The 18,791-nt window shown below is 49.5% G+C and carries 15 protein-coding genes; 3 read left to right on the top strand and 12 right to left on the bottom strand.

Annotation, left to right across the window (positions count from 1 at the left end; all coding sequences use genetic code 11):
• Nucleotides 1–14 precede the first annotated feature (14 nt).
• Nucleotides 15–1,160, bottom strand: a complete 1,146-nt coding sequence (locus M2371_RS21120; protein ID WP_259268618.1) for an SIS domain-containing protein — start codon at nucleotides 1,158–1,160, stop codon at nucleotides 15–17.
• A 53-nt stretch (nucleotides 1,161–1,213) separates the two neighbouring features.
• Here M2371_RS21120 and M2371_RS21115 point away from each other — a divergent pair, with 53 nt between their 5' ends.
• Nucleotides 1,214–1,993, top strand: coding sequence for a GntR family transcriptional regulator (locus tag M2371_RS21115; RefSeq protein ID WP_172895898.1), 780 nt, complete (start codon nucleotides 1,214–1,216; stop codon nucleotides 1,991–1,993).
• Here M2371_RS21115 and M2371_RS21110 read toward each other — a convergent pair.
• On the bottom strand, nucleotides 1,983–3,296 hold the full coding sequence (locus M2371_RS21110) for a 6-phospho-beta-glucosidase (RefSeq protein WP_259268617.1): 1,314 nt from the start codon (nucleotides 3,294–3,296) through the stop codon (nucleotides 1,983–1,985). The two genes, M2371_RS21115 and M2371_RS21110, sit on opposite strands and share 11 nt — an antisense overlap.
• Nucleotides 3,289–4,641 carry a PTS sugar transporter subunit IIC gene (locus M2371_RS21105; protein ID WP_259268616.1) on the bottom strand — a complete coding sequence of 451 codons (1,353 nt, stop codon included), beginning with the start codon at nucleotides 4,639–4,641 and terminating at the stop codon, nucleotides 3,289–3,291. The genes M2371_RS21110 and M2371_RS21105 overlap by 8 nt, the downstream gene beginning before the upstream one ends.
• A 289-nt stretch (nucleotides 4,642–4,930) precedes the next feature.
• Here M2371_RS21105 and M2371_RS21100 point away from each other — a divergent pair, with 289 nt between their 5' ends.
• Both M2371_RS21100 and M2371_RS21095 read left to right on the top strand, forming a co-directional pair.
• Nucleotides 4,931–5,239: a PTS sugar transporter subunit IIB gene (locus M2371_RS21100; RefSeq protein ID WP_034492306.1), complete on the top strand. Its 309-nt coding sequence runs from the start codon at nucleotides 4,931–4,933 to the stop codon at nucleotides 5,237–5,239.
• Nucleotides 5,240–5,242: 3 nt separating this feature from the next.
• Nucleotides 5,243–5,560 (top strand): PTS lactose/cellobiose transporter subunit IIA, encoded by a 318-nt coding sequence (locus M2371_RS21095; protein ID WP_034492305.1) that lies wholly within the window; start codon nucleotides 5,243–5,245, stop codon nucleotides 5,558–5,560.
• Between the two features lie 90 nt (nucleotides 5,561–5,650).
• On the opposite strand, the gene rpoC is transcribed toward M2371_RS21095, so the two are convergent.
• From rpoC to M2371_RS21050, 9 genes are all read right to left on the bottom strand, one after another.
• On the bottom strand, nucleotides 5,651–9,877 hold the full coding sequence (rpoC, locus tag M2371_RS21090) for a DNA-directed RNA polymerase subunit beta' (RefSeq protein ID WP_034492303.1): 4,227 nt from the start codon (nucleotides 9,875–9,877) through the stop codon (nucleotides 5,651–5,653).
• A gap of 85 nt (nucleotides 9,878–9,962) precedes the next feature.
• A complete protein-coding gene (rpoB, locus tag M2371_RS21085) occupies nucleotides 9,963–13,991 on the bottom strand; it encodes a DNA-directed RNA polymerase subunit beta (RefSeq protein WP_259268615.1) in 4,029 nt (1,342 codons plus the stop codon).
• A 324-nt stretch (nucleotides 13,992–14,315) separates the two neighbouring features.
• Entirely contained in the window at nucleotides 14,316–14,681 is a 366-nt protein-coding gene (gene rplL / locus M2371_RS21080) for a 50S ribosomal protein L7/L12 (protein WP_034461801.1), read from the bottom strand.
• A gap of 66 nt (nucleotides 14,682–14,747) precedes the next feature.
• Nucleotides 14,748–15,245: a 50S ribosomal protein L10 gene (gene rplJ / locus M2371_RS21075; protein WP_034461803.1), complete on the bottom strand. Its 498-nt coding sequence runs from the start codon at nucleotides 15,243–15,245 to the stop codon at nucleotides 14,748–14,750.
• 295 nt (nucleotides 15,246–15,540) lie between these two features.
• A complete protein-coding gene (gene rplA, locus M2371_RS21070) occupies nucleotides 15,541–16,245 on the bottom strand; it encodes a 50S ribosomal protein L1 (protein WP_034492299.1) in 705 nt (234 codons plus the stop codon).
• Nucleotides 16,246–16,248: 3 nt separating this feature from the next.
• A complete protein-coding gene (gene rplK / locus M2371_RS21065) occupies nucleotides 16,249–16,677 on the bottom strand; it encodes a 50S ribosomal protein L11 (RefSeq protein WP_034492296.1) in 429 nt (142 codons plus the stop codon).
• Nucleotides 16,678–16,836: 159 nt separating this feature from the next.
• Entirely contained in the window at nucleotides 16,837–17,382 is a 546-nt protein-coding gene (gene nusG / locus M2371_RS21060; protein WP_034461806.1) for a transcription termination/antitermination protein NusG, read from the bottom strand.
• A gap of 1 nt (nucleotide 17,383) precedes the next feature.
• On the bottom strand, nucleotides 17,384–17,767 hold the full coding sequence (gene secE, locus M2371_RS21055; protein ID WP_034461807.1) for a preprotein translocase subunit SecE: 384 nt from the start codon (nucleotides 17,765–17,767) through the stop codon (nucleotides 17,384–17,386).
• A gap of 235 nt (nucleotides 17,768–18,002) precedes the next feature.
• On the bottom strand, nucleotides 18,003–18,791 hold a 789-nt coding region (locus M2371_RS21050), incomplete at its 5' end, for an elongation factor Tu (RefSeq protein WP_259268614.1).

Genomic DNA, 18,791 nt, shown 5'->3' with positions numbered 1-18,791 from the left:
GCCCCACCTTTCGATTAATAAACGGTGACTTTCGCGACCTTCGCAACTTTACCGTCTCGGGAAGGCGTATCAGGTGTGACGCCCAGCTCGATAGCGCTGTAAAGCCCGGCCAACTGCGCAAAAGCAACATAGAGTAAAGTCGTCCAGGATTCGTGGTAATCCGCCAGTTCCGGAGAAGCAAAGTGGAAATAGCGATCCCCCGCTTTAACGCCAGCAGGCAGATCATCATGGCCTATCGAGATAACCTGTGCCGCTGCACTTCGTTCACAAGCCAGCTCAGTCATCATGTCGATGTCATAACGGTGAATTTCCGGTCGTGCCGCAAGATAGCCAATAAGTGTGGCATCGCGATTGATGATGAGCTTCGGCCCATGGCGGAACTCCAGCATTGAATGCCAGGCCGTCATCACCTGCCCGTTTCCCATTTCCAGCAGTTTGAGGCTGGTTTCACAGGCAATAGCTTTTAGCGATAATGAGCCGACCGCAACTACGTTGTTACGTGATTCTGCTGCCCACTGTTCGATTTCAGAGGCGTAGTTATTCAGGAAGTGGTTCATGCCACGTTGCAAAACCGGCAGTACTTTTTCTGCTTCAGGCCAGCCTGCTGGAGCCACCAGCAGCATCAGGTACCACAAGGGAACGGTGAACTCAGAGGTTGCAGCAAAACTGCCGTTAGAAGTGCCTTCGGGTACCGGGACAAAAAGCCCTTCGGGATGCTGCTGCGCAAGATGAGCCAAACGGCTAGTGGCATTGTTCGTCACCGCGAGATGGCGCAATTTTGGGTTGGCAGTGAGTGCTCGCTCCACAACCTTTACTGTTTCTGGTGTGTTACCCGAACTACTCACGGAAACCAAAACAGTATTTTGTTGTACGCTTTCAGGCATGAGTACCAGATCCGTTGCCGGAACCACTTCGATGTGATTTGGTACGACACTTCGCAACCAATTCACGCTCGCATGTGCGGCCAACAAAGACGAACCCGCGCCAGTAATCAGAATGCGCGTGCGGGGATCGCATTTCGCCCAAAATGCTTCAATATCCGCCTGACGCGCTTTGATTTGTGCCAGCCCTTCTTCCCATAAACGCGGCTGAGCCACGATGGCTTCAACGGTTAAACTGGCTCCCTTTTGCTGCCAGTACGCTTCATTATGATTTAGCATGTTTATTTTCCACCTCTTATGGAACTTGCGCCGCGCAGGAAAATTGCTTTAGCATGCCGACACTCGCACTTTTATTCGTTAACAACCCTATCGGGGGAACCATGAAACCGGTGTACATCCTTATTCGCGATACGCTGAAAAGCGATATTCAGAACCAAAAGTACCCGGTTGGCTCCCTGATCCCTTCTGAACGCGAACTGGCGGAAACCTACCAGGTCACGCGTGCTACGGTGCAAAAAGCCATCGCTCAAATGGAGCAGGAAGGCCTGGTTAAAAAAGTGGTTGGCAAAGGCACTTATGTAAACCGAGCCTTTGCCCCGCCGGTTTATCTACTCAACCCTGACGGGGAAAGCACTGCGCTAGGCGTCACAAAAGAATTGAGTGGTAAAGTCTCCATCACCAGCCGCCTGATTTACCATGTCCAGCAAGCTGCGGGTGATTACCTCGCAAACCAATTTAGTGTTTCCGCTACCGAACCCGTTCACGCCATCCGTCGCGTTCGTTTGTTTGATGGCGTGCCCGTATTGGTTGAGGACAGCTACATTCCATTAGCAATTGTCGATGTCATTGACGACGACGTTTTGCAAAACCACTCGCTTTACGCCTTCATCGAAGAAAAGTGCCAACAAAAAATGGGCGGTACCGATTCTGTTGTTGGGGCCAGCCTGTTCGATGACGTCATGGCGGCATTACTCGACGTCCCTGTTAACTCACCGATGCTGCACATTAAAGAAAGTACCTGGCTTGAGGACGGCACAGTTTTTAACTATTCCTGGAGTTATAACCGTGGCGACCTCTTCAGAATGCGCAGCCGAAAAATCCTTATCCCTTAAAGAATTGCGGTAGATATTCACGGTGTGCTTCAAGCAATTCATCAAGCACGACTTTTGCCACTTTGCCTGACGGCACAAGTGGGTTCAGCGTCAATGCCTGCAAAGCTGCACCGTAATCACCTGTAACAGCCGCCTCTACTGCCATTTCTTCCCACGACTTCATTAATGACACCAACCCAGAAACGGTAGCTGGCAGCGGATCGTTATTAAGAGGAATGGCACCATAGCGTCCAATCACACAGGTCGTTTCAATGGCGACGTTATCCGGCAGTGAACGAATCGCCCCGTTGTTGCGTACGTTGACCGTCATCAGGAGATTTTTGTCGTTATAGATTGCGCTGATTAGCTCGCAGGCTGCTTCAGAGTAATAAGCCCCGCCGCGCTGCTCTAACTGTTTTGGCTTTTCATGCAAATGTGGATTTCGATAGAGTTCGAATAACTCATGCTCTACCGCTTGCACCACTTCGCCACGCGTTCCATGTTCTTCGAATTCTTGCAGCTGCTTTTCCAGAACATCACTGGTGGCGTAGTAATACTGGTGATAAGGGCATGGGATCACGCCAAGATGCTGGATTTGATCCTGAAGCCATGGAATGTCCGGGATATTTTTCGGTTTGTGTTCGCTGTCATATTTGAGATTTTTCAGCACGTCTGGCATGACATCTTTGCCGTCCATATAGACATGGGTGCCATACAGGAAATGGTTCAAACCAACGAGTTGCAGCAGGAAGCGAGATTTATCCACACCGAGAATTTCGGCCACCATGCGCTGCATTGACTGTGAAAGATTGCATAAGCCGACACATTTGATTTTGCTGTGCTTGATAACCGCTTCGGTCACAATACCGCTTGGATTGGTGAAGTTAATCAGCCACGCGTCCGGGCACAGCTCCTCCATATCACGACAGATATCCAGAATAACCGGGATGGTGCGCAAGGCTTTTGCCAGCCCGCCCGCTCCGTTAGTCTCCTGTCCAATTAGCCCGTGCGACAAAGGAATACGTTCGTCTTTGATTCGTGCATCGAGCTGCCCAACTCGCAACTGGGTAGTGACAAAATCGGCATCTTTAAGCGCTTCACGCCTGTCGATCGTGAGATACACCTGGCAGTCTATGCCAGCCGCCTCGACCATGCGTTTTGCCAGGTTTCCAACAATTTCGAGCTTTTCGCGTCCGGCTTCTACGTCCACCAGCCAGATTTCTTTAATCGGCATTTCCGCATAGCGTTGGATAAAACCTTCGATAATCTCTGGCGTATATGAACTGCCGCCACCGATGGTCACTATCTTTAATTTATTATTCATTACGTAACCCTTCTTTATATTCCAGGACTATTTCATCCTGATTAACGTTACTTTCTTCCAGCTCGTTTTCTTCACGCAGGTACTGTTTATCCAGCGTCATAACGAACGGATAATAAATTGTCATCGCGACAGCGAGGTTAATGGCCTGGAATAACATGCCTTTCCAACCACAGATTAAAAAACCACTGATGAAAATAGGTGTAGTCCAGGGAATTTCCAGACCCGATGTCAATGGCAGCCAGCCAAAAGCCATCGCGCTGTAGGTAATGACACACAATACAACCGGAACGATAATAAATGGGATAAACAACAGTGGGTTTAGTGCAATGGGAACGCCAAATATAATCGGCTCATTAATATTAAAAATAGCTGCTGGAGATGCAAGCTTAGCGATTTCACGCAGGCGTTTGCTCTTAGCGCGGAACAACATTACGAGGAGCATCGCAAGAGTAAAACCAGTCCCGCCACAAATCAAAAACACATCGCGGAATTGTTGGGTAATGATGTTTACTGGCTGCAAACCTTGTTTCATTGCCTGCATATTTTCAAGAGTTAATGAACGCCAGATTGGCCCCATGATGGCAGTCACGATAGAGTCGCCATGCAGACCGAAGAACCAGAAGAAGCTGACGAAGAACTCCGCAACCATTTGCGACGGTAGCGTGTTACCCAGATGCATCATCGGTGCTTGCAGCACTTTGAAAATCATCTCCTGGGCCGTACCAAACGGTGTTATTTCAAAGACCAGGCGAAGCAGCCAGAAGATAACAACAATCAAAAAGGACGGAATGAGCGAGCTGAAACTATTGGCTACCGCTGGCGGAACGCTATCCGGCATTGAAATCATCAGCCGTGGATGGTTGAACAACCTGTAAAGTCGAACGGTCGCCAGCGTGACGATTAAGGACAGGAACAGTCCCTGCGCACCAAGCGCAAACGTCGGAATAACATCCGTGATTGCACTGCCATTTTCTTGCGGGATCCTGAATGGCGTGACAATTAAAAAACTCACCAGGGAAATTAACACACAGGATATTTCATTTAGCTGCCAGCGCTTTGCGAGGCTGATACTGGTACTCACTACCACCAACAATGCCATCACAGAATAAGTAGCATCAAGAATATAATTCAATTGCCCAATAAAATGCTCACCGAAAATTCGAATAATAAATTCGCTATATCCCGGAATAGGTAAATTGGCTATCAGCAAAAAGAAGGAACCAATAATCAGAAATGGCATAATCCGAATAAAGCCATCTTTAATGGCCGAGAGATAATCATTCCCTTCAATCTTCATTGCCAGAGGCAATATTTTCCTTTCCATAAATGCAGTGAAATTGTTCATGTTGTCACTCACTGTGCTGGTTTTTGTGTTGGTGGTATATACCACTAAACTGAAGATTATGTAGTTCACCGTTTTGTGTCAATGGAGCGCAAACGTGTTTGACTGGAATATGCGGATTTTGTGAGCAGCGACACAATCAAAGTGGTTATGGAAACTAAAAAATGTAACCGGTTTCAGCCCTGATCAGTTTCTTTTGTGATACCTCACACACAATCATCGTAAAGCGGTTGTTGTAGCGAGGCGTCACGGATAATTATCAGTGTATCGAACGGACACTGAGAGCAGATCTATGAAGAATATCGTTTTGTGTTGTGCAGCGGGTATGTCGACTAGCATTTTAGTCCAGCGCATGAAGGACGCCGCTCAGAAGAAAGGTATTGAAGTCTCTATCAAGGCTGTGCCAGTTGCCGAGTTCAAAGACAACATCGACACCGCGGATATTGTGCTGCTGGGTCCACAAGTTAAGTATGAGCACGCAAAACTACAGGCGATCGCAGAGCCGATGGGTAAAACCGTTGCGGTCATCGACATGATGGATTACGGCATGATGAAAGGTGATGTCGTACTTGATAAAGCTTTGAAAATGATGGAGTCATAAGACGTGGAAGATTTAGAATCGATTATCATGGAATTGTTGGTCAATGCAGGTAGCGCACGCAGCCAGGCACTGACAGCTCTGCAAATGGCACGTAAAGGTGATTTCGCAGCGGCCCAGCAAGCGATGGAAGAATCTCGTGAGTTTGTGAAACATGCACACAAAATTCAGACCCAGCTCATCGGGCTGGATGAAGGCACCGGCAAACTGCCAGTGAACCTGATTACCGTACACTCCCAGGATCACCTGATGAATGCGATGGTTATCCAGGATTTAGCCGAAGACATGATTGAACTGTACCGCCGTCTGCCGTTAGCTAACTGATTTTTCGTTACTTTCAGTTTTAACGCTTCAGATTTCAGGCATAAAAAAACCGCTCTTTCGAGCGGTTTTTGTTTTTGGCGTCTCTAACGATTAATCGTTATCGTTACCGCCCAAGTTACCTGCGTTCAGCAATTCTGCCAGGCTGGCAGTTGCATCTGCTGCAGTTACCTGAGGAACAACAGGTGCTTCACCCGCTGCACGACGGCGCATACGATCCTGGTGATACGCATAACCCGTACCAGCTGGGATCAGACGACCCACGATAACGTTCTCTTTCAGGCCACGCAGTTCGTCACGTTTACCCGCAACGGCTGCTTCGGTAAGCACACGAGTTGTCTCCTGGAACGATGCCGCGGAGATGAAGGACTCGGTTGCAAGAGAAGCTTTGGTGATACCCAGCAGATCACGTGAGAAGGACACGTTAATCTTGCCGTTCGCTTCCAGTTCGCGGTTAGCGATCTTGACGCGAGAGTATTCAGCCTGCTCACCTTCCAGGAAGTCAGAGCTACCAGCGTTAACGATGGTTGCTTTACGCAACATCTGACGCACGATGACTTCGATGTGTTTATCGTTAATCTTAACGCCTTGCAGACGGTAAACGTCCTGCACTTCGTTGGTGATGTAACGAGTCACAGCATACACGCCACGCAGACGCAGAATGTCATGCGGAGATTCTGGACCATCGGAAACAACGTCACCGCGTTCTACAACTTCGCCTTCGAACACGTTCAGCTGACGCCACTTAGGAATCATCTCTTCGTAAGCATCGCTGCCGTCGAGTGGAGAGATTACCAGACGGCGTTTGCCTTTGGTTTCTTTACCGAAGGAGATGATCCCGCTGATTTCAGCAAGGATAGCTGGCTCTTTCGGACGACGCGCTTCGAACAGGTCAGCAACGCGTGGCAGACCACCGGTGATGTCCTTGGTACCACTGGATTCCTGAGGAATACGCGCCAGCGCGTCACCAGAGTGAATCTGAGTACCATCTTCCAACTGAACAATCGCTTTACCTGGCAGGAAGTACTGAGCTGGCATATCTGTACCAGGAATCAGAACGTCGTTGCCTTGAGCATCAACAATTTTCAGTGCTGGACGCAGATCTTTACCACCCGCGGTACGTTCTGCAGAATCCAGAACAACCAGAGATGACAGACCTGTCAGTTCGTCAGTTTGACGAGTAATGGTCTGGCCGTCGATCATGTCAGTAAAGCGGATGAAACCACTTACTTCAGAAACGACTGGCATGGTGTGCGGATCCCAGTTTGCTACGGTCTCGCCCGCTGCAATCTGCTCGCCATCACCTTTGCCCATTACCGCACCGTAAGGAACTTTATAGCTCTCTTTAGTACGACCGAATTCATCAATCAGTTTCAGTTCAGTGTTACGAGAAGTCACTACCAGTTTACCGGCAGAGTTCACAACCGACTTCGCGTTGCTGAGCTTGATGCTACCTTTGTTCTTAACCTGAATGCTGGATTCAGCAGCAGAACGAGATGCCGCACCACCGATGTGGAACGTACGCATCGTCAGCTGAGTACCAGGTTCACCGATGGACTGTGCCGCGATAACCCCGATTGCTTCACCTTTGTTGATGATGTGGCCACGAGCCAGGTCACGACCATAGCAGTGCGCACATACGCCGAAGTCGGTTTCACAACCCACAACAGAACGTACTTTCACGCTATCAACAGAGTTAGCTTCTAACAGGTCACACATTTGCTCATGGAGCAGAGTGTTACGTGTGATCAGGATATCAGCAGTACCAGGTTTCAGTACGTCTTCAGCCGTTACACGACCCAATACGCGGTCACGCAGTGGCTCTTTAACGTCGCCGCCTTCGATAACCGGAGTCATCGTGATACCTTCGAGGGTGCCACAATCGTCTTCGGTAACAACCAGATCCTGTGCAACGTCAACCAGACGACGCGTCAGATAACCGGAGTTAGCAGTTTTCAGTGCGGTATCCGCCAGACCCTTACGAGCACCGTGCGTGGAGATGAAGTACTGGAGTACGTTCAGACCTTCACGGAAGTTCGCGGTGATTGGCGTTTCGATGATGGAGCCATCTGGCTTAGCCATCAGACCACGCATACCAGCCAACTGACGAATCTGTGCCGCAGAACCACGAGCACCGGAGTCGGCCATCATGTAAATGCTGTTGAAGGAAACTTGCTGCTCTTCGACGCCGTCACGGTTAATAACGGATTCAGTTTGCAGGTTGTCCATCATCGCTTTGGATACACGATCGTTCGCCGCAGCCCAGATATCGATAACTTTGTTATAACGCTCGCCCGCTGTTACCAGACCGGACTGGAACTGTTCCTGAATCTCAGCAACTTCAGCTTCCGCTTCAGAGATGATTTCAGTTTTCTTAGCTGGGATGACCATGTCATCGATACCAACAGAAACACCTGAACGCGCTGCATAAGCAAAGCCGGTGTACATAGTTTGGTCAGCAAAGATTACTGTCGGTTTCAGACCCAGAATGCGGTAACAAGTGTTCAGCATTTTGGAAATGGCTTTCTTACCCAACGCCTGGTTGATGATGGAGTAAGGCAGGCCTTTCGGTACGATCATCCACAGAATCGCACGACCAACGGTGGTGTCGATAATGCTGGTTTTCGCAACGAATTGTTCGTTTTCGTCTTTTTCGTACTCGGTGATACGCACTTTTACACGCGCATGCAGAGAGGCCAGACCTGCGCGATAAATACGCTCAGCTTCTTTAGGGCCAGTCAGCACCATGCCTTCGCCTTTGGCGTTAACACAGTCACGGGTCATGTAGTACAGACCCAATACAACGTCCTGAGAAGGAACGATGATTGGCTCGCCGTTCGCTGGTGACAGGATGTTGTTGGTAGACATCATCAGCGCACGCGCTTCCAACTGAGCTTCAAGCGTCAGTGGAACGTGTACTGCCATCTGGTCACCATCGAAGTCGGCGTTGTATGCCGCACAAACCAGCGGGTGAAGCTGGATAGCTTTACCTTCGATCAGTACTGGCTCAAATGCCTGGATACCCAAACGGTGCAGAGTTGGTGCACGGTTCAGCAGTACCGGGTGTTCGCGGATAACTTCGTCCAGGATATCCCAAACGACAGCTTCTTCGCGCTCAACCATTTTCTTCGCAGCTTTAATGGTGGTAGCAAGACCACGCAGTTCCAGCTTGCCGTAGATGAACGGTTTGAACAGCTCCAGTGCCATTTTCTTAGGCAGACCGCACTGATGCAGACGCAGGTATGGACCTACGGTGATTACAGAACGACCGGAGTAGTCAACACGTTTACCCAACAAGTTCTGACGGAAACGACCCTGCTTACCTTTGATCATATCGGCCAAAGATTTCAGAGGACGCTTGTTAGAACCCGTGATTGCACGACCGCGACGGCCGTTATCCAGCAGGGCATCTACCGCTTCTTGCAACATACGTTTTTCGTTACGTACGATGATGTCAGGAGCAGCCAGATCCAGCAGGCGTTTCAAACGGTTGTTACGGTTGATAACGCGACGATACAGATCGTTCAGATCTGACGTTGCGAAACGACCGCCATCCAGCGGAACTAATGGACGCAGATCTGGCGGCAGAACCGGCAGAACTGTCAGGATCATCCACTCTGGTTTGTTACCAGACTGAACGAACGCTTCCAGCAGTTTGATACGCTTGGTCAGCTTTTTACGTTTGGTTTCGGAGTTGGTTTCGTTCAGCTCTTCGCGCAGAGTTTCACACTCTTGCTCCAGATCCATGTTTTTCAACAGGGCCTGAATAGCTTCCGCACCCATCTTCGCATCGAATTCGTCACCGAACTCTTCCAGCGCATCCAGATACTGCTCTTCAGTCAGGATCTGACGACGCTCGAGGTTGGTCATACCACCTTCGATTACCACATAAGATTCGAAGTAAAGTACACGTTCGATATCACGCAGTGGCATATCCAGCAGCAAGCCGATACGAGACGGCAGTGACTTCAGGAACCAAATGTGTGCAGTTGGGGAAGCCAGCTCGATGTGACCCATGCGCTCACGGCGCACTTTAGTTTGGGTGACTTCAACGCCGCACTTCTCACAAATTACACCACGATGTTTCAGGCGCTTGTACTTACCGCACAGGCACTCATAGTCTTTTACTGGCCCAAAAATACGAGCACAGAACAGACCGTCACGTTCTGGTTTGAACGTACGATAGTTAATGGTTTCCGGCTTTTTAACTTCGCCGAACGACCATGAACGAATCATGTCTGGCGATGCCAGAGCAATTTTGATCGCATCAAACTCTTCGGTCTTAGTTTGCGCTTTCAGAAACTTAAGTAAGTCTTTCACGGATTAGCTCCCGTCGGAGTGAGACTTCTCAGAGACGTCCGGAGTGACCCGGACATCCTGTAACCAGTACAGCAGATACGAGTGATTACTCGTCTTCCAGCTCGATGTTGATACCCAGCGAACGGATTTCTTTCAACAATACGTTGAAGGATTCCGGCATGCCTGGTTCCATCTGATGGTTACCATCCACGATGTTTTTATACATCTTGGTACGGCCATTAACGTCATCAGACTTAACAGTCAGCATTTCCTGCAGGGTATAAGCAGCACCGTAAGCTTCCAGCGCCCACACTTCCATCTCACCGAAGCGCTGACCACCGAACTGAGCCTTACCACCCAGCGGTTGCTGAGTAACCAGGCTGTAAGAACCGGTAGAACGCGCGTGCATTTTGTCATCAACCAAGTGGTTCAGTTTCAGCATGTACATGTAACCTACGGTTACTGGACGCTCAAACTGCTCACCGCTACGGCCGTCGAACAGTGTGATCTGGCCGGAAGTCGGCAGGTCACCCAGTTTCAGCAGCTCTTTGATTTCCGACTCTTTTGCACCGTCGAAGACAGGAGTAGCAATCGGCATACCTTTTTTCAGGTTCTCAGCCAGACGCAGAACTTCATCGTCGGTGAAGGTGTTCAGGTCAACTTTCTGACGAACATCTGAACCCAAATCGTATGCTTTCTGGATAAATTCACGCAGCTTGGAAACTTCTTCCTGCTTCTTCAGCATAGCGTTGATTTTCTCGCCGATGCCTTTCGCAGCCATACCCAAGTGGGTTTCCAGAATCTGACCGATGTTCATACGAGATGGTACGCCCAGCGGGTTCAGTACGATGTCAACCGGCGTGCCGTTTTCATCGTAAGGCATATCTTCGATCGGGTTGATCTTGGAGATAACACCTTTGTTCCCGTGACGACCTGCCATCTTGTCACCAGGTTGGATCTGACGTTTAACGGCCAGATACACTTTAACGATTTTCAGCACGCCAGGTGCCAGGTCATCGCCCTGAGTGATTTTGCGGCGCTTAGCTTCAAGTTTCTTCTCAAACTCGTGCTTCAGCTCGTCGTACTGCTCTGCCAGCTGTTCCAGCTGGTTTTGCTTCTCTTCGTCAGTCAGACCCAGTTCCAACCAGCGATCGCGTGGCAATTTGTCGAGCTTCTCAGCTTCAACACCGCCAGCAACCAGCACAGCATGGATACGAGCAAACAGACCAGCTTCAAAGATTTGCAGTTCTTCAGTCAGGTCTTTCTTAGCCTGCTTCAGTTGCATCTCTTCGATTTCCAGCGCGCGCTTGTCTTTTTCCACGCCATCGCGGGTAAAGACCTGCACATCGATAACGGTACCGGAAACGCCGTTTGGTACGCGCAGAGAAGAGTCTTTAACGTCAGACGCTTTCTCACCGAAGATTGCACGCAGTAGTTTCTCTTCTGGAGTCAGTTGAGTTTCGCCTTTAGGCGTTACCTTACCAACCAGAATGTCACCACCGGTCACTTCAGCACCGATATAAACGATACCGGATTCATCCAGTTTGGAGAGAGCTGCTTCACCCACGTTAGGGATGTCTGCAGTGATCTCTTCAGGCCCCAGCTTGGTGTCACGAGACACACATGCCAGTTCCTGGATGTGAATAGTTGTGAAACGATCTTCCTGAACAACACGCTCGGATACGAGGATGGAGTCTTCGAAGTTGTAACCGTTCCACGGCATGAACGCTACGCGCATGTTCTGGCCAAGAGCCAGTTCACCGAGGTCAGTAGACGGACCGTCTGCCAACACGTCGCCACGTTCAACTGGCTCACCCAGAGACACACAAGGCATCTGGTTGATACAAGTGTTCTGGTTAGAACGGGTGTATTTGGTCAGGTTGTAGATGTCGATACCAGCTTCACCAGCCAGCATTTCGTCTTCGTTAACTTTAATAACGATACGAGACGCATCAACGTACTGAACAGTACCGCCACGTTTAGCAACCGCAGTAACACCGGAGTCAACGGCAACAGCACGTTCCATACCAGTACCAACCAGCGGCTTATCAGCGCGCAGAGTTGGAACGGCCTGACGTTGCATGTTCGCACCCATCAATGCACGGTTGGCGTCATCGTGTTCCAGGAACGGGATCAGGGACGCACCGACGGAAACCACCTGTTGGGTGGAAACGTCCATGTAGTCAACCTGGTCGTTGCTGAACAAGCTTGATTCGCCTTTGCTACGGCAAGTTACGAGGTCGTCAACGAAACGGCCTTCTTCGTCCAGGTTGGTGTTCGCCTGAGCGATAACGTAGTTACCTTCTTCAATAGCAGAAAGGTAATGAATCTCGTCAGTCACAACACCTTCAACAACGCGACGATACGGAGTTTCTAAGAAACCGTATTCGTTAGTCTGTGCATACACAGACAGGGAGTTGATCAGACCGATGTTTGGACCTTCAGGGGTTTCGATTGGACATACACGACCGTAGTGGGTTGGGTGTACGTCACGTACTTCGAAGCCTGCGCGCTCACGGGTCAAACCACCCGGGCCGAGTGCGGAGATACGACGTTTGTGCGTAATCTCAGATAACGGGTTGTTCTGATCCATGAACTGAGACAGCTGGCTGGAACCGAAGAACTCTTTAACCGCAGCAGAGATAGGCTTAGCGTTGATCATATCCTGAGGCATCAGGGTATCGAGGTCGCCTAAAGACAGACGCTCTTTAACCGCACGCTCAACACGTACCAGGCCAACACGGAATTGGTTTTCCGCCATTTCGCCTACGGAACGGATACGACGGTTGCCGAGGTGGTCGATATCATCCACTTCGCCCTGACCGTTACGAATACCGATCAGCTTACGCATTACCTGGATGATGTCGTCTTTGCTCAGGATACCTGAACCTTCGATCTCATCACGCAGCAGGGAACGGTTGAACTTCATACGACCAACCGCTGACAAGTCATAACGGTCTTCGGAGAAGAACAGGTTCTCGAACAGGTTTTCAGCCGCTTCGCGAGTTGGTGGCTCGCCAGGACGCATCATGCGATAGATTTCAACCAGCGCACTTAAGCGATCGCTGGTTGGGTCGACACGGATGGTCTCAGAAATGTATGCACCGTGATCCAGATCGTTGGTAAACAGCGTTTCGATACGCTTATGACCACACTGGCTCAGCTTAGCCAACAGATCCAAAGACAGTTCCATGTTCGCCGGGCAAATCAGTTCGCCAGTCGATGCATCAACGTAGTCTTTAGCCGCGACTTTACCAGCAATGTATTCAACCGGAACTTCGATAAGCTTAATATCGTCTTTTTCCAGCTGACGAATATGGCGCGCAGTAATACGGCGGCCTTTTTCGACATAGATCTTGCCGTCAGCTTCGATGTCAAAGGATGCAGTCTCACCACGAAGGCGTTCTGGCACCAATTCCATCTGCAGCTTGTTGTCGCGGATTTCGAAATTAACTTTCTCAAAGAACAGATCAAGAATCTGCTCAGTGGTGAACTGTAACGCACGCAGAATAATGGTCGCTGGTAATTTGCGGCGACGGTCAATACGTACGAACAAGTTATCTTTCGGGTCGAATTCGAAATCCAGCCAGGAACCACGGTAAGGGATGATACGTGCGTTATACAGCACCTTCCCTGAAGAGTGAGTTTTACCTTTGTCACTATCGAAGAACACGCCTGGGCTACGGTGTAACTGAGAAACGATAACACGCTCAGTACCGTTGATAACGAAGGTGCCGTTATCAGTCATGAGTGGAATTTCACCCATGTAGACTTCTTGTTCTTTAATATCTTTAACGGTGCCTTCCGGCGCTTCACGCTCGTAGATCACCAGACGCAGTTTTACGCGCAGGGGAGCGGAATACGTCACGCCGCGGATCTGACATTCTTTAACGTCAAATACCGGCTCACCCAGACGATAGCTCACATATTGCAGCTCAGAGTTACCGCTGTAGCTTGCAATAGGGAACACGGAACGGAAAGCCGCTTCCAGCCCGTACTGGCCTTCAGGATCTTGCTCGATGAACTTCTGGAACGAGTCAAGCTGGATAGAAAGGAGATAAGGAATGTCCAAAACTTGTGGACGCTTTCCAAAATCCTTACGAATACGTTTTTTCTCGGTATAGGAGTAAACCATAGGGTTCCTCAGCTCGCTGACAAGTCGACCCATCTGCCCGACAAGGGGACAGTTTGTGCAACACTATTTTGTGGACCGGAAAGTGGAACACTTTCCGCAATACCTGTTTCTATCACTCTTAAACCATTTCGCTACGCTTTACCCCGGAACTCCCGGAATAGAAAGTCGTAGTATATTAAGTCGTAGATAGAGACAAGCATTGAAAGGCAACCAGCAGTCAAACAGTGTGAAATGCTACTGGTACCCTACAGCGCAAAAAGGCTGGTGACTAAAAAGTCACCAGCCATCAGCCTAATTTCTCAGGCTGCAACCGGAAAGGTTGGCTTATTTAACTTCAACTTCAGCGCCAGCTTCTTCCAGAGATTTTTTCAGAGCTTCTGCGTCATCTTTGCTCACGCCTTCTTTCAGCGCAGCTGGAGCGGATTCAACCAGGTCTTTAGCTTCTTTCAAGCCCAGGCCAGTTGCGCTACGTACTGCTTTGATAACGGCAACTTTGTTAGCGCCAGCAGCTTTCAGAATAACGTCGAACTCAGTTTTCTCTTCTACAGCTTCAGCAGCAGCAGCAGGGCCTGCAACAGCAGCAGCAGCGGAAACACCGAATTTTTCTTCCATTGCAGAAATCAGTTCAACAATGTCCATTACAGACATAGCGGATACTGCTTCAATGATTTGATCTTTAGTGATAGACATAACAATTGTTCCTGAAAATCAGAATAAGTTTATACGTAAGCAAATGCGTGAGAAAGAAAAGTGCTATTAAGCAGCTTCTTTCTGATCGCGTACAGCAGCCAGAGTGCGAACCAGTTTGCCTGCAGAGGCTTCTTTCATGGTTGCCATCAGGCGTGCGATTGCTTCTTCGTAAGTTGGCAGAGTTGCCAGGCGATCGATCTGGGCCGCCGGGATCAGCTCACCTTCAAAGGCTGCAGCTTTAACCTCGAATTTTGCATTCGCTTTAGCGAATTCTTTGAACAGACGAGCAGCAGCGCCCGGGTGTTCCATAGAATATGCAATCAAGGTTGGACCAACAAACGTGTCTTTCAGGCACTCAAACTGAGTACCTTCAACAACGCGGCGCAGCAGGGTGTTACGAACAACACGCATGTAAACGCCAGCTTCACGACCTGCTTTACGCAGTTCAGTCATTTTACCTACGGTAACGCCACGGGAATCCGCAACAACCGCAGACAGCGCACCTTTGGCTACTTCGCTGACTTCAGCAACAATCGCTTGTTTGTCTTGAAGATTTAAAGCCATTAGCTTTGCTCCTGGATATTAGCCGGGGTTGCCCCCGGAACTCACTTCATTCATCACCAAAACGATAATGAACGTCGAAATACGGTGAGCAGAAACAAGCCAAAGACTATCAAAAATATTCTTCAGGTTCTGTCACCGTCTACGCAGGCAATTAAGTCTCTTGCGAAACACCTGCGGTCTTGGACGGAGGCCTGGATAAGGCCAGGCTCCAACCGAAAATTCTTTGTGCCCTGCATTGCAAGGCAACGGGCGTAAGATTTTAGACTAATCTTTCGCCCGCGTAAAGCAGTGAATCTTAGTTCACTACTGCGCTCAGACCAGACTGGTCGATCGCAACACCTGCACCCATAGTGGTAGACAGGCTAACTTTCTTAATGAAAACGCCTTTAGCTTGAGTTGGTTTAGCTTTTTTCAGCGCAACCAGCAGAGCTTCCAGGTTTTCTTTCAGTTTGTCAGTGTCAAAATCCACTTTACCGATGGTGGTGTGAATGATGCCGTTTTTGTCGTTACGGTAACGAACCTGACCCGCTTTAGCGTTCTTAACCGCTTCAGCAACGTTAGGAGTTACAGTACCAACTTTCGGGTTAGGCATCAGGCCACGTGGACCCAGTACCTGGCCCAGTTGGCCAACAACGCGCATTGCATCTGGAGATGCGATAACAACGTCGAAGTTCATTTCGCCTTTTTTGATCTGGTCAGCCAGATCTTCCATACCTACCAGCTCAGCGCCAGCAGCTTTAGCTGCTTCAGCGTTAGGGCCTTGGGCAAATACGGCTACGCGAACTGAACGGCCAGTACCGTGCGGCAGTACAGTTGCACCACGTACGTTCTGGTCAGATTTACGAGCGTCGATGCCGAGGTTTACAGCAACGTCAACGCTTTCTACGAATTTCGCAGTGGCCAGCTCTTTCAGCAGGGCAACGGCTTCGTTGATGTCATACTGTTTAGTTACATCAACTTTGTCACGGATCACGCGCATGCGCTTGGTCAGTTTAGCCATTTCTTAATCCTCCACTACCAGGCCCATGGAACGAGCAGTACCTTCGATGGAGCGAGTCATCGCTTCAACGTCAGAACCAGTCATGTCCGCAGCTTTGGTTTCTGCGATTTCACGCACCTGAGCACGGGTCACTTTACCCACTTTGTCTTTGTTCGGCTTACCGGAACCAGACTTGATACCTGCAGCTTTCTTCAACAGAACAGCAGCCGGTGGAGTTTTAGTAACGAAGGTGAAAGAACGGTCAGCATAAACGGTAATAACAACCGGAATTGGCAGACCTTTCTCCAGGGATTCAGTTTTTGCGTTGAACGCTTTACAGAATTCCATGATGTTCACACCTTGCTGACCCAGAGCTGGACCAACTGGTGGACTTGGGTTCGCCATACCAGCTGCAACTTGCAGCTTGACGTAGGCTTGTACTTTCTTAGCCATCTTAATTTCCTCTAGTGGGTTATAGCGCCTTACAGAATGAAGGCTCCCCGTGAATAAATCGTTTTACGTGTGCGAGACCCGTAAAAACAAAAGGCGCGAAATTGTAGTTCAATCTCGCGCCTTGTGCAACGAATAATCGCTGCTTTTACAACCTGATTATTAGGCTTTCTCTACTTGAGCAAAATCAAGCTCAACCGGCGTAGCACGACCGAAGATAGATACAGAAACCTTTAAGCGGCTCTTTTCGTAATCTACTTCTTCAACTACACCGTTAAAGTCTGCAAACGGGCCATCGCTGACACGTACCATCTCGCCTGGCTCAAACAACGTTTTAGGACGCGGTTTATCACCAACCTGCTGCAGGCGGTTCATAATCGCATCAACTTCTTTATCGCTGATTGGTGCAGGACGGTCAGAAGTACCGCCAATGAATCCCATTACGCGCGGAACGCTACGCACTAAGTGCCAGCTCGCGTCGTTCATAACCATCTGGACCAGAACATAGCCCGGGAAGAATTTACGCTCGCTTTTGCGACGTTGGCCACCACGGATTTCGACGACTTCTTCAGTCGGAACCATGACTTCGCCAAACAACTCTTCCATGTTGTGCAATTTGATATGCTCACGCAGCGATGTTGCTACGCGGCCTTCAAAACCGGAAAACGCCTGAACGACGTACCAGCGCATTTTAGGGGCTTCAGACATCTCAGAACCTCAGGCCAGTAATAAAAGAAACCAGGCGGACAAGAATACCATCCAGCCCCCACAAAATCAGTGACATTACAGCGGTAACTGCTGCCACGATTAAGGTGGTGTGTAAAGTTTCCTGGCGAGTTGGCCAAATCACTTTACGAACTTCGGTTCTCGCTTCGCGGGCGAAAGCAACAGTAGCTTTGCCTTTCGTCGTTAACAGCGCGACACCACCCGCTGCAGCAATCAGAACAACCACTGCCAGGGCACGCAGAGGCAGAGATACATCACGATAAATGTAGTTGCCCACGATCGCCACAATCAGCAGAGCAGCAACTGCCAGCCATTTCATCGCTTCCAGGCCGCGCCCGCTTCCTTGAGCTTCGGTATTCGCACTCATAAACCAACCCGTCACAGTAATTCAGACAAACATTTTTGCCCCGCATATGCGAGGCAAAACCAAACCGAATGGCAATTTTTCAGGCACTATTCGGTATAACGCCTTCTTCAGAGCCTGTCTCAGCAATGATTATGAGTAAAAAATCACTGATGAGCCAGGTTCTGGGCAGAGAGCGTACAAAAAGGGCATCAAATGATGCCCTTTTCTTGCGCGTTGCGTCAAATGTTATCAGCGATTAAGCGATAACTTTAGCAACAACGCCCGCACCTACAGTACGGCCGCCTTCACGGATTGCGAAACGCAGACCGTCGTCCATCGCGATTGGGTGGATCAGGGTAACAACCATCTGAATGTTGTCGCCCGGCATTACCATCTCAACGCCTTCTGGCAGTTCGATGGTGCCAGTCACGTCAGTTGTACGGAAGTAGAACTGTGGACGGTAGCCTTTGAAGAACGGAGTATGACGGCCGCCTTCATCTTTGGACAGGATATAAACTTCTGATTCGAACTGAGTGTGCGGCTTGATAGAGCCTGGCTTAGCCAGAACCTGACCACGTTCGATATCTTCACGTTTAATACCACGCAGCAGAACACCAACGTTCTCACCAGCACGGCCTTCGTCCAGCAGTTTGCGGAACATTTCAACGCCAGTACAGGTAGATTTCACGGTATCTTTGATACCAACGATTTCTACTTCTTCACCAACTTTAATGATACCACGCTCTACACGACCGGTAACAACAGTACCACGGCCGGAGATGGAGAATACGTCTTCGATTGGCAGCAGGAATGGCTTGTCGATAGCACGCTCTGGTTCTGGGATGTAGTTATCCAGGTGACCAGCCAGCTCGATGATTTTAGCTTCCCACTCTGCTTCGCCTTCCAGCGCTTTCAGAGCTGAACCACGAACCACTGGGATGTCGTCGCCCGGGAAATCATAAGCAGACAGAAGTTCACGAACTTCCATTTCTACCAGTTCCAGCAGCTCTTCGTCATCAACCATGTCACATTTGTTCATGAACAC

The organism is Buttiauxella sp. BIGb0471 (genome assembly GCF_024807715.1).
In the GTDB taxonomy this organism is placed as follows: domain Bacteria; phylum Pseudomonadota; class Gammaproteobacteria; order Enterobacterales; family Enterobacteriaceae; genus Buttiauxella; species Buttiauxella agrestis.
The sequence above is the reverse complement of the archived record's forward strand: the minus strand, read 5'-3'. Positions and strand labels throughout refer to the sequence as shown.

Coding starts and splice junctions, on each gene's coding strand:
- rplK (WP_034492296.1), bottom strand. CDS start 16,677: ATGGCTAAGAAAGTACAAGCCTACGTCAAGCTGCAAGTTGCAGCTGGT.
- M2371_RS21110 (WP_259268617.1), bottom strand. CDS start 3,296: ATGAATAATAAATTAAAGATAGTGACCATCGGTGGCGGCAGTTCATAT.
- rplL (WP_034461801.1), bottom strand. CDS start 14,681: ATGTCTATCACTAAAGATCAAATCATTGAAGCAGTATCCGCTATGTCT.
- M2371_RS21100 (WP_034492306.1), top strand. CDS start 4,931: ATGAAGAATATCGTTTTGTGTTGTGCAGCGGGTATGTCGACTAGCATT.
- secE (WP_034461807.1), bottom strand. CDS start 17,767: ATGAGTGCGAATACCGAAGCTCAAGGAAGCGGGCGCGGCCTGGAAGCG.
- rplJ (WP_034461803.1), bottom strand. CDS start 15,245: ATGGCTTTAAATCTTCAAGACAAACAAGCGATTGTTGCTGAAGTCAGC.
- rpoB (WP_259268615.1), bottom strand. CDS start 13,991: ATGGTTTACTCCTATACCGAGAAAAAACGTATTCGTAAGGATTTTGGA.
- M2371_RS21120 (WP_259268618.1), bottom strand. CDS start 1,160: ATGCTAAATCATAATGAAGCGTACTGGCAGCAAAAGGGAGCCAGTTTA.
- nusG (WP_034461806.1), bottom strand. CDS start 17,382: ATGTCTGAAGCCCCTAAAATGCGCTGGTACGTCGTTCAGGCGTTTTCC.
- M2371_RS21105 (WP_259268616.1), bottom strand. CDS start 4,641: ATGAACAATTTCACTGCATTTATGGAAAGGAAAATATTGCCTCTGGCA.
- rplA (WP_034492299.1), bottom strand. CDS start 16,245: ATGGCTAAACTGACCAAGCGCATGCGCGTGATCCGTGACAAAGTTGAT.
- M2371_RS21115 (WP_172895898.1), top strand. CDS start 1,214: ATGCCGACACTCGCACTTTTATTCGTTAACAACCCTATCGGGGGAACC.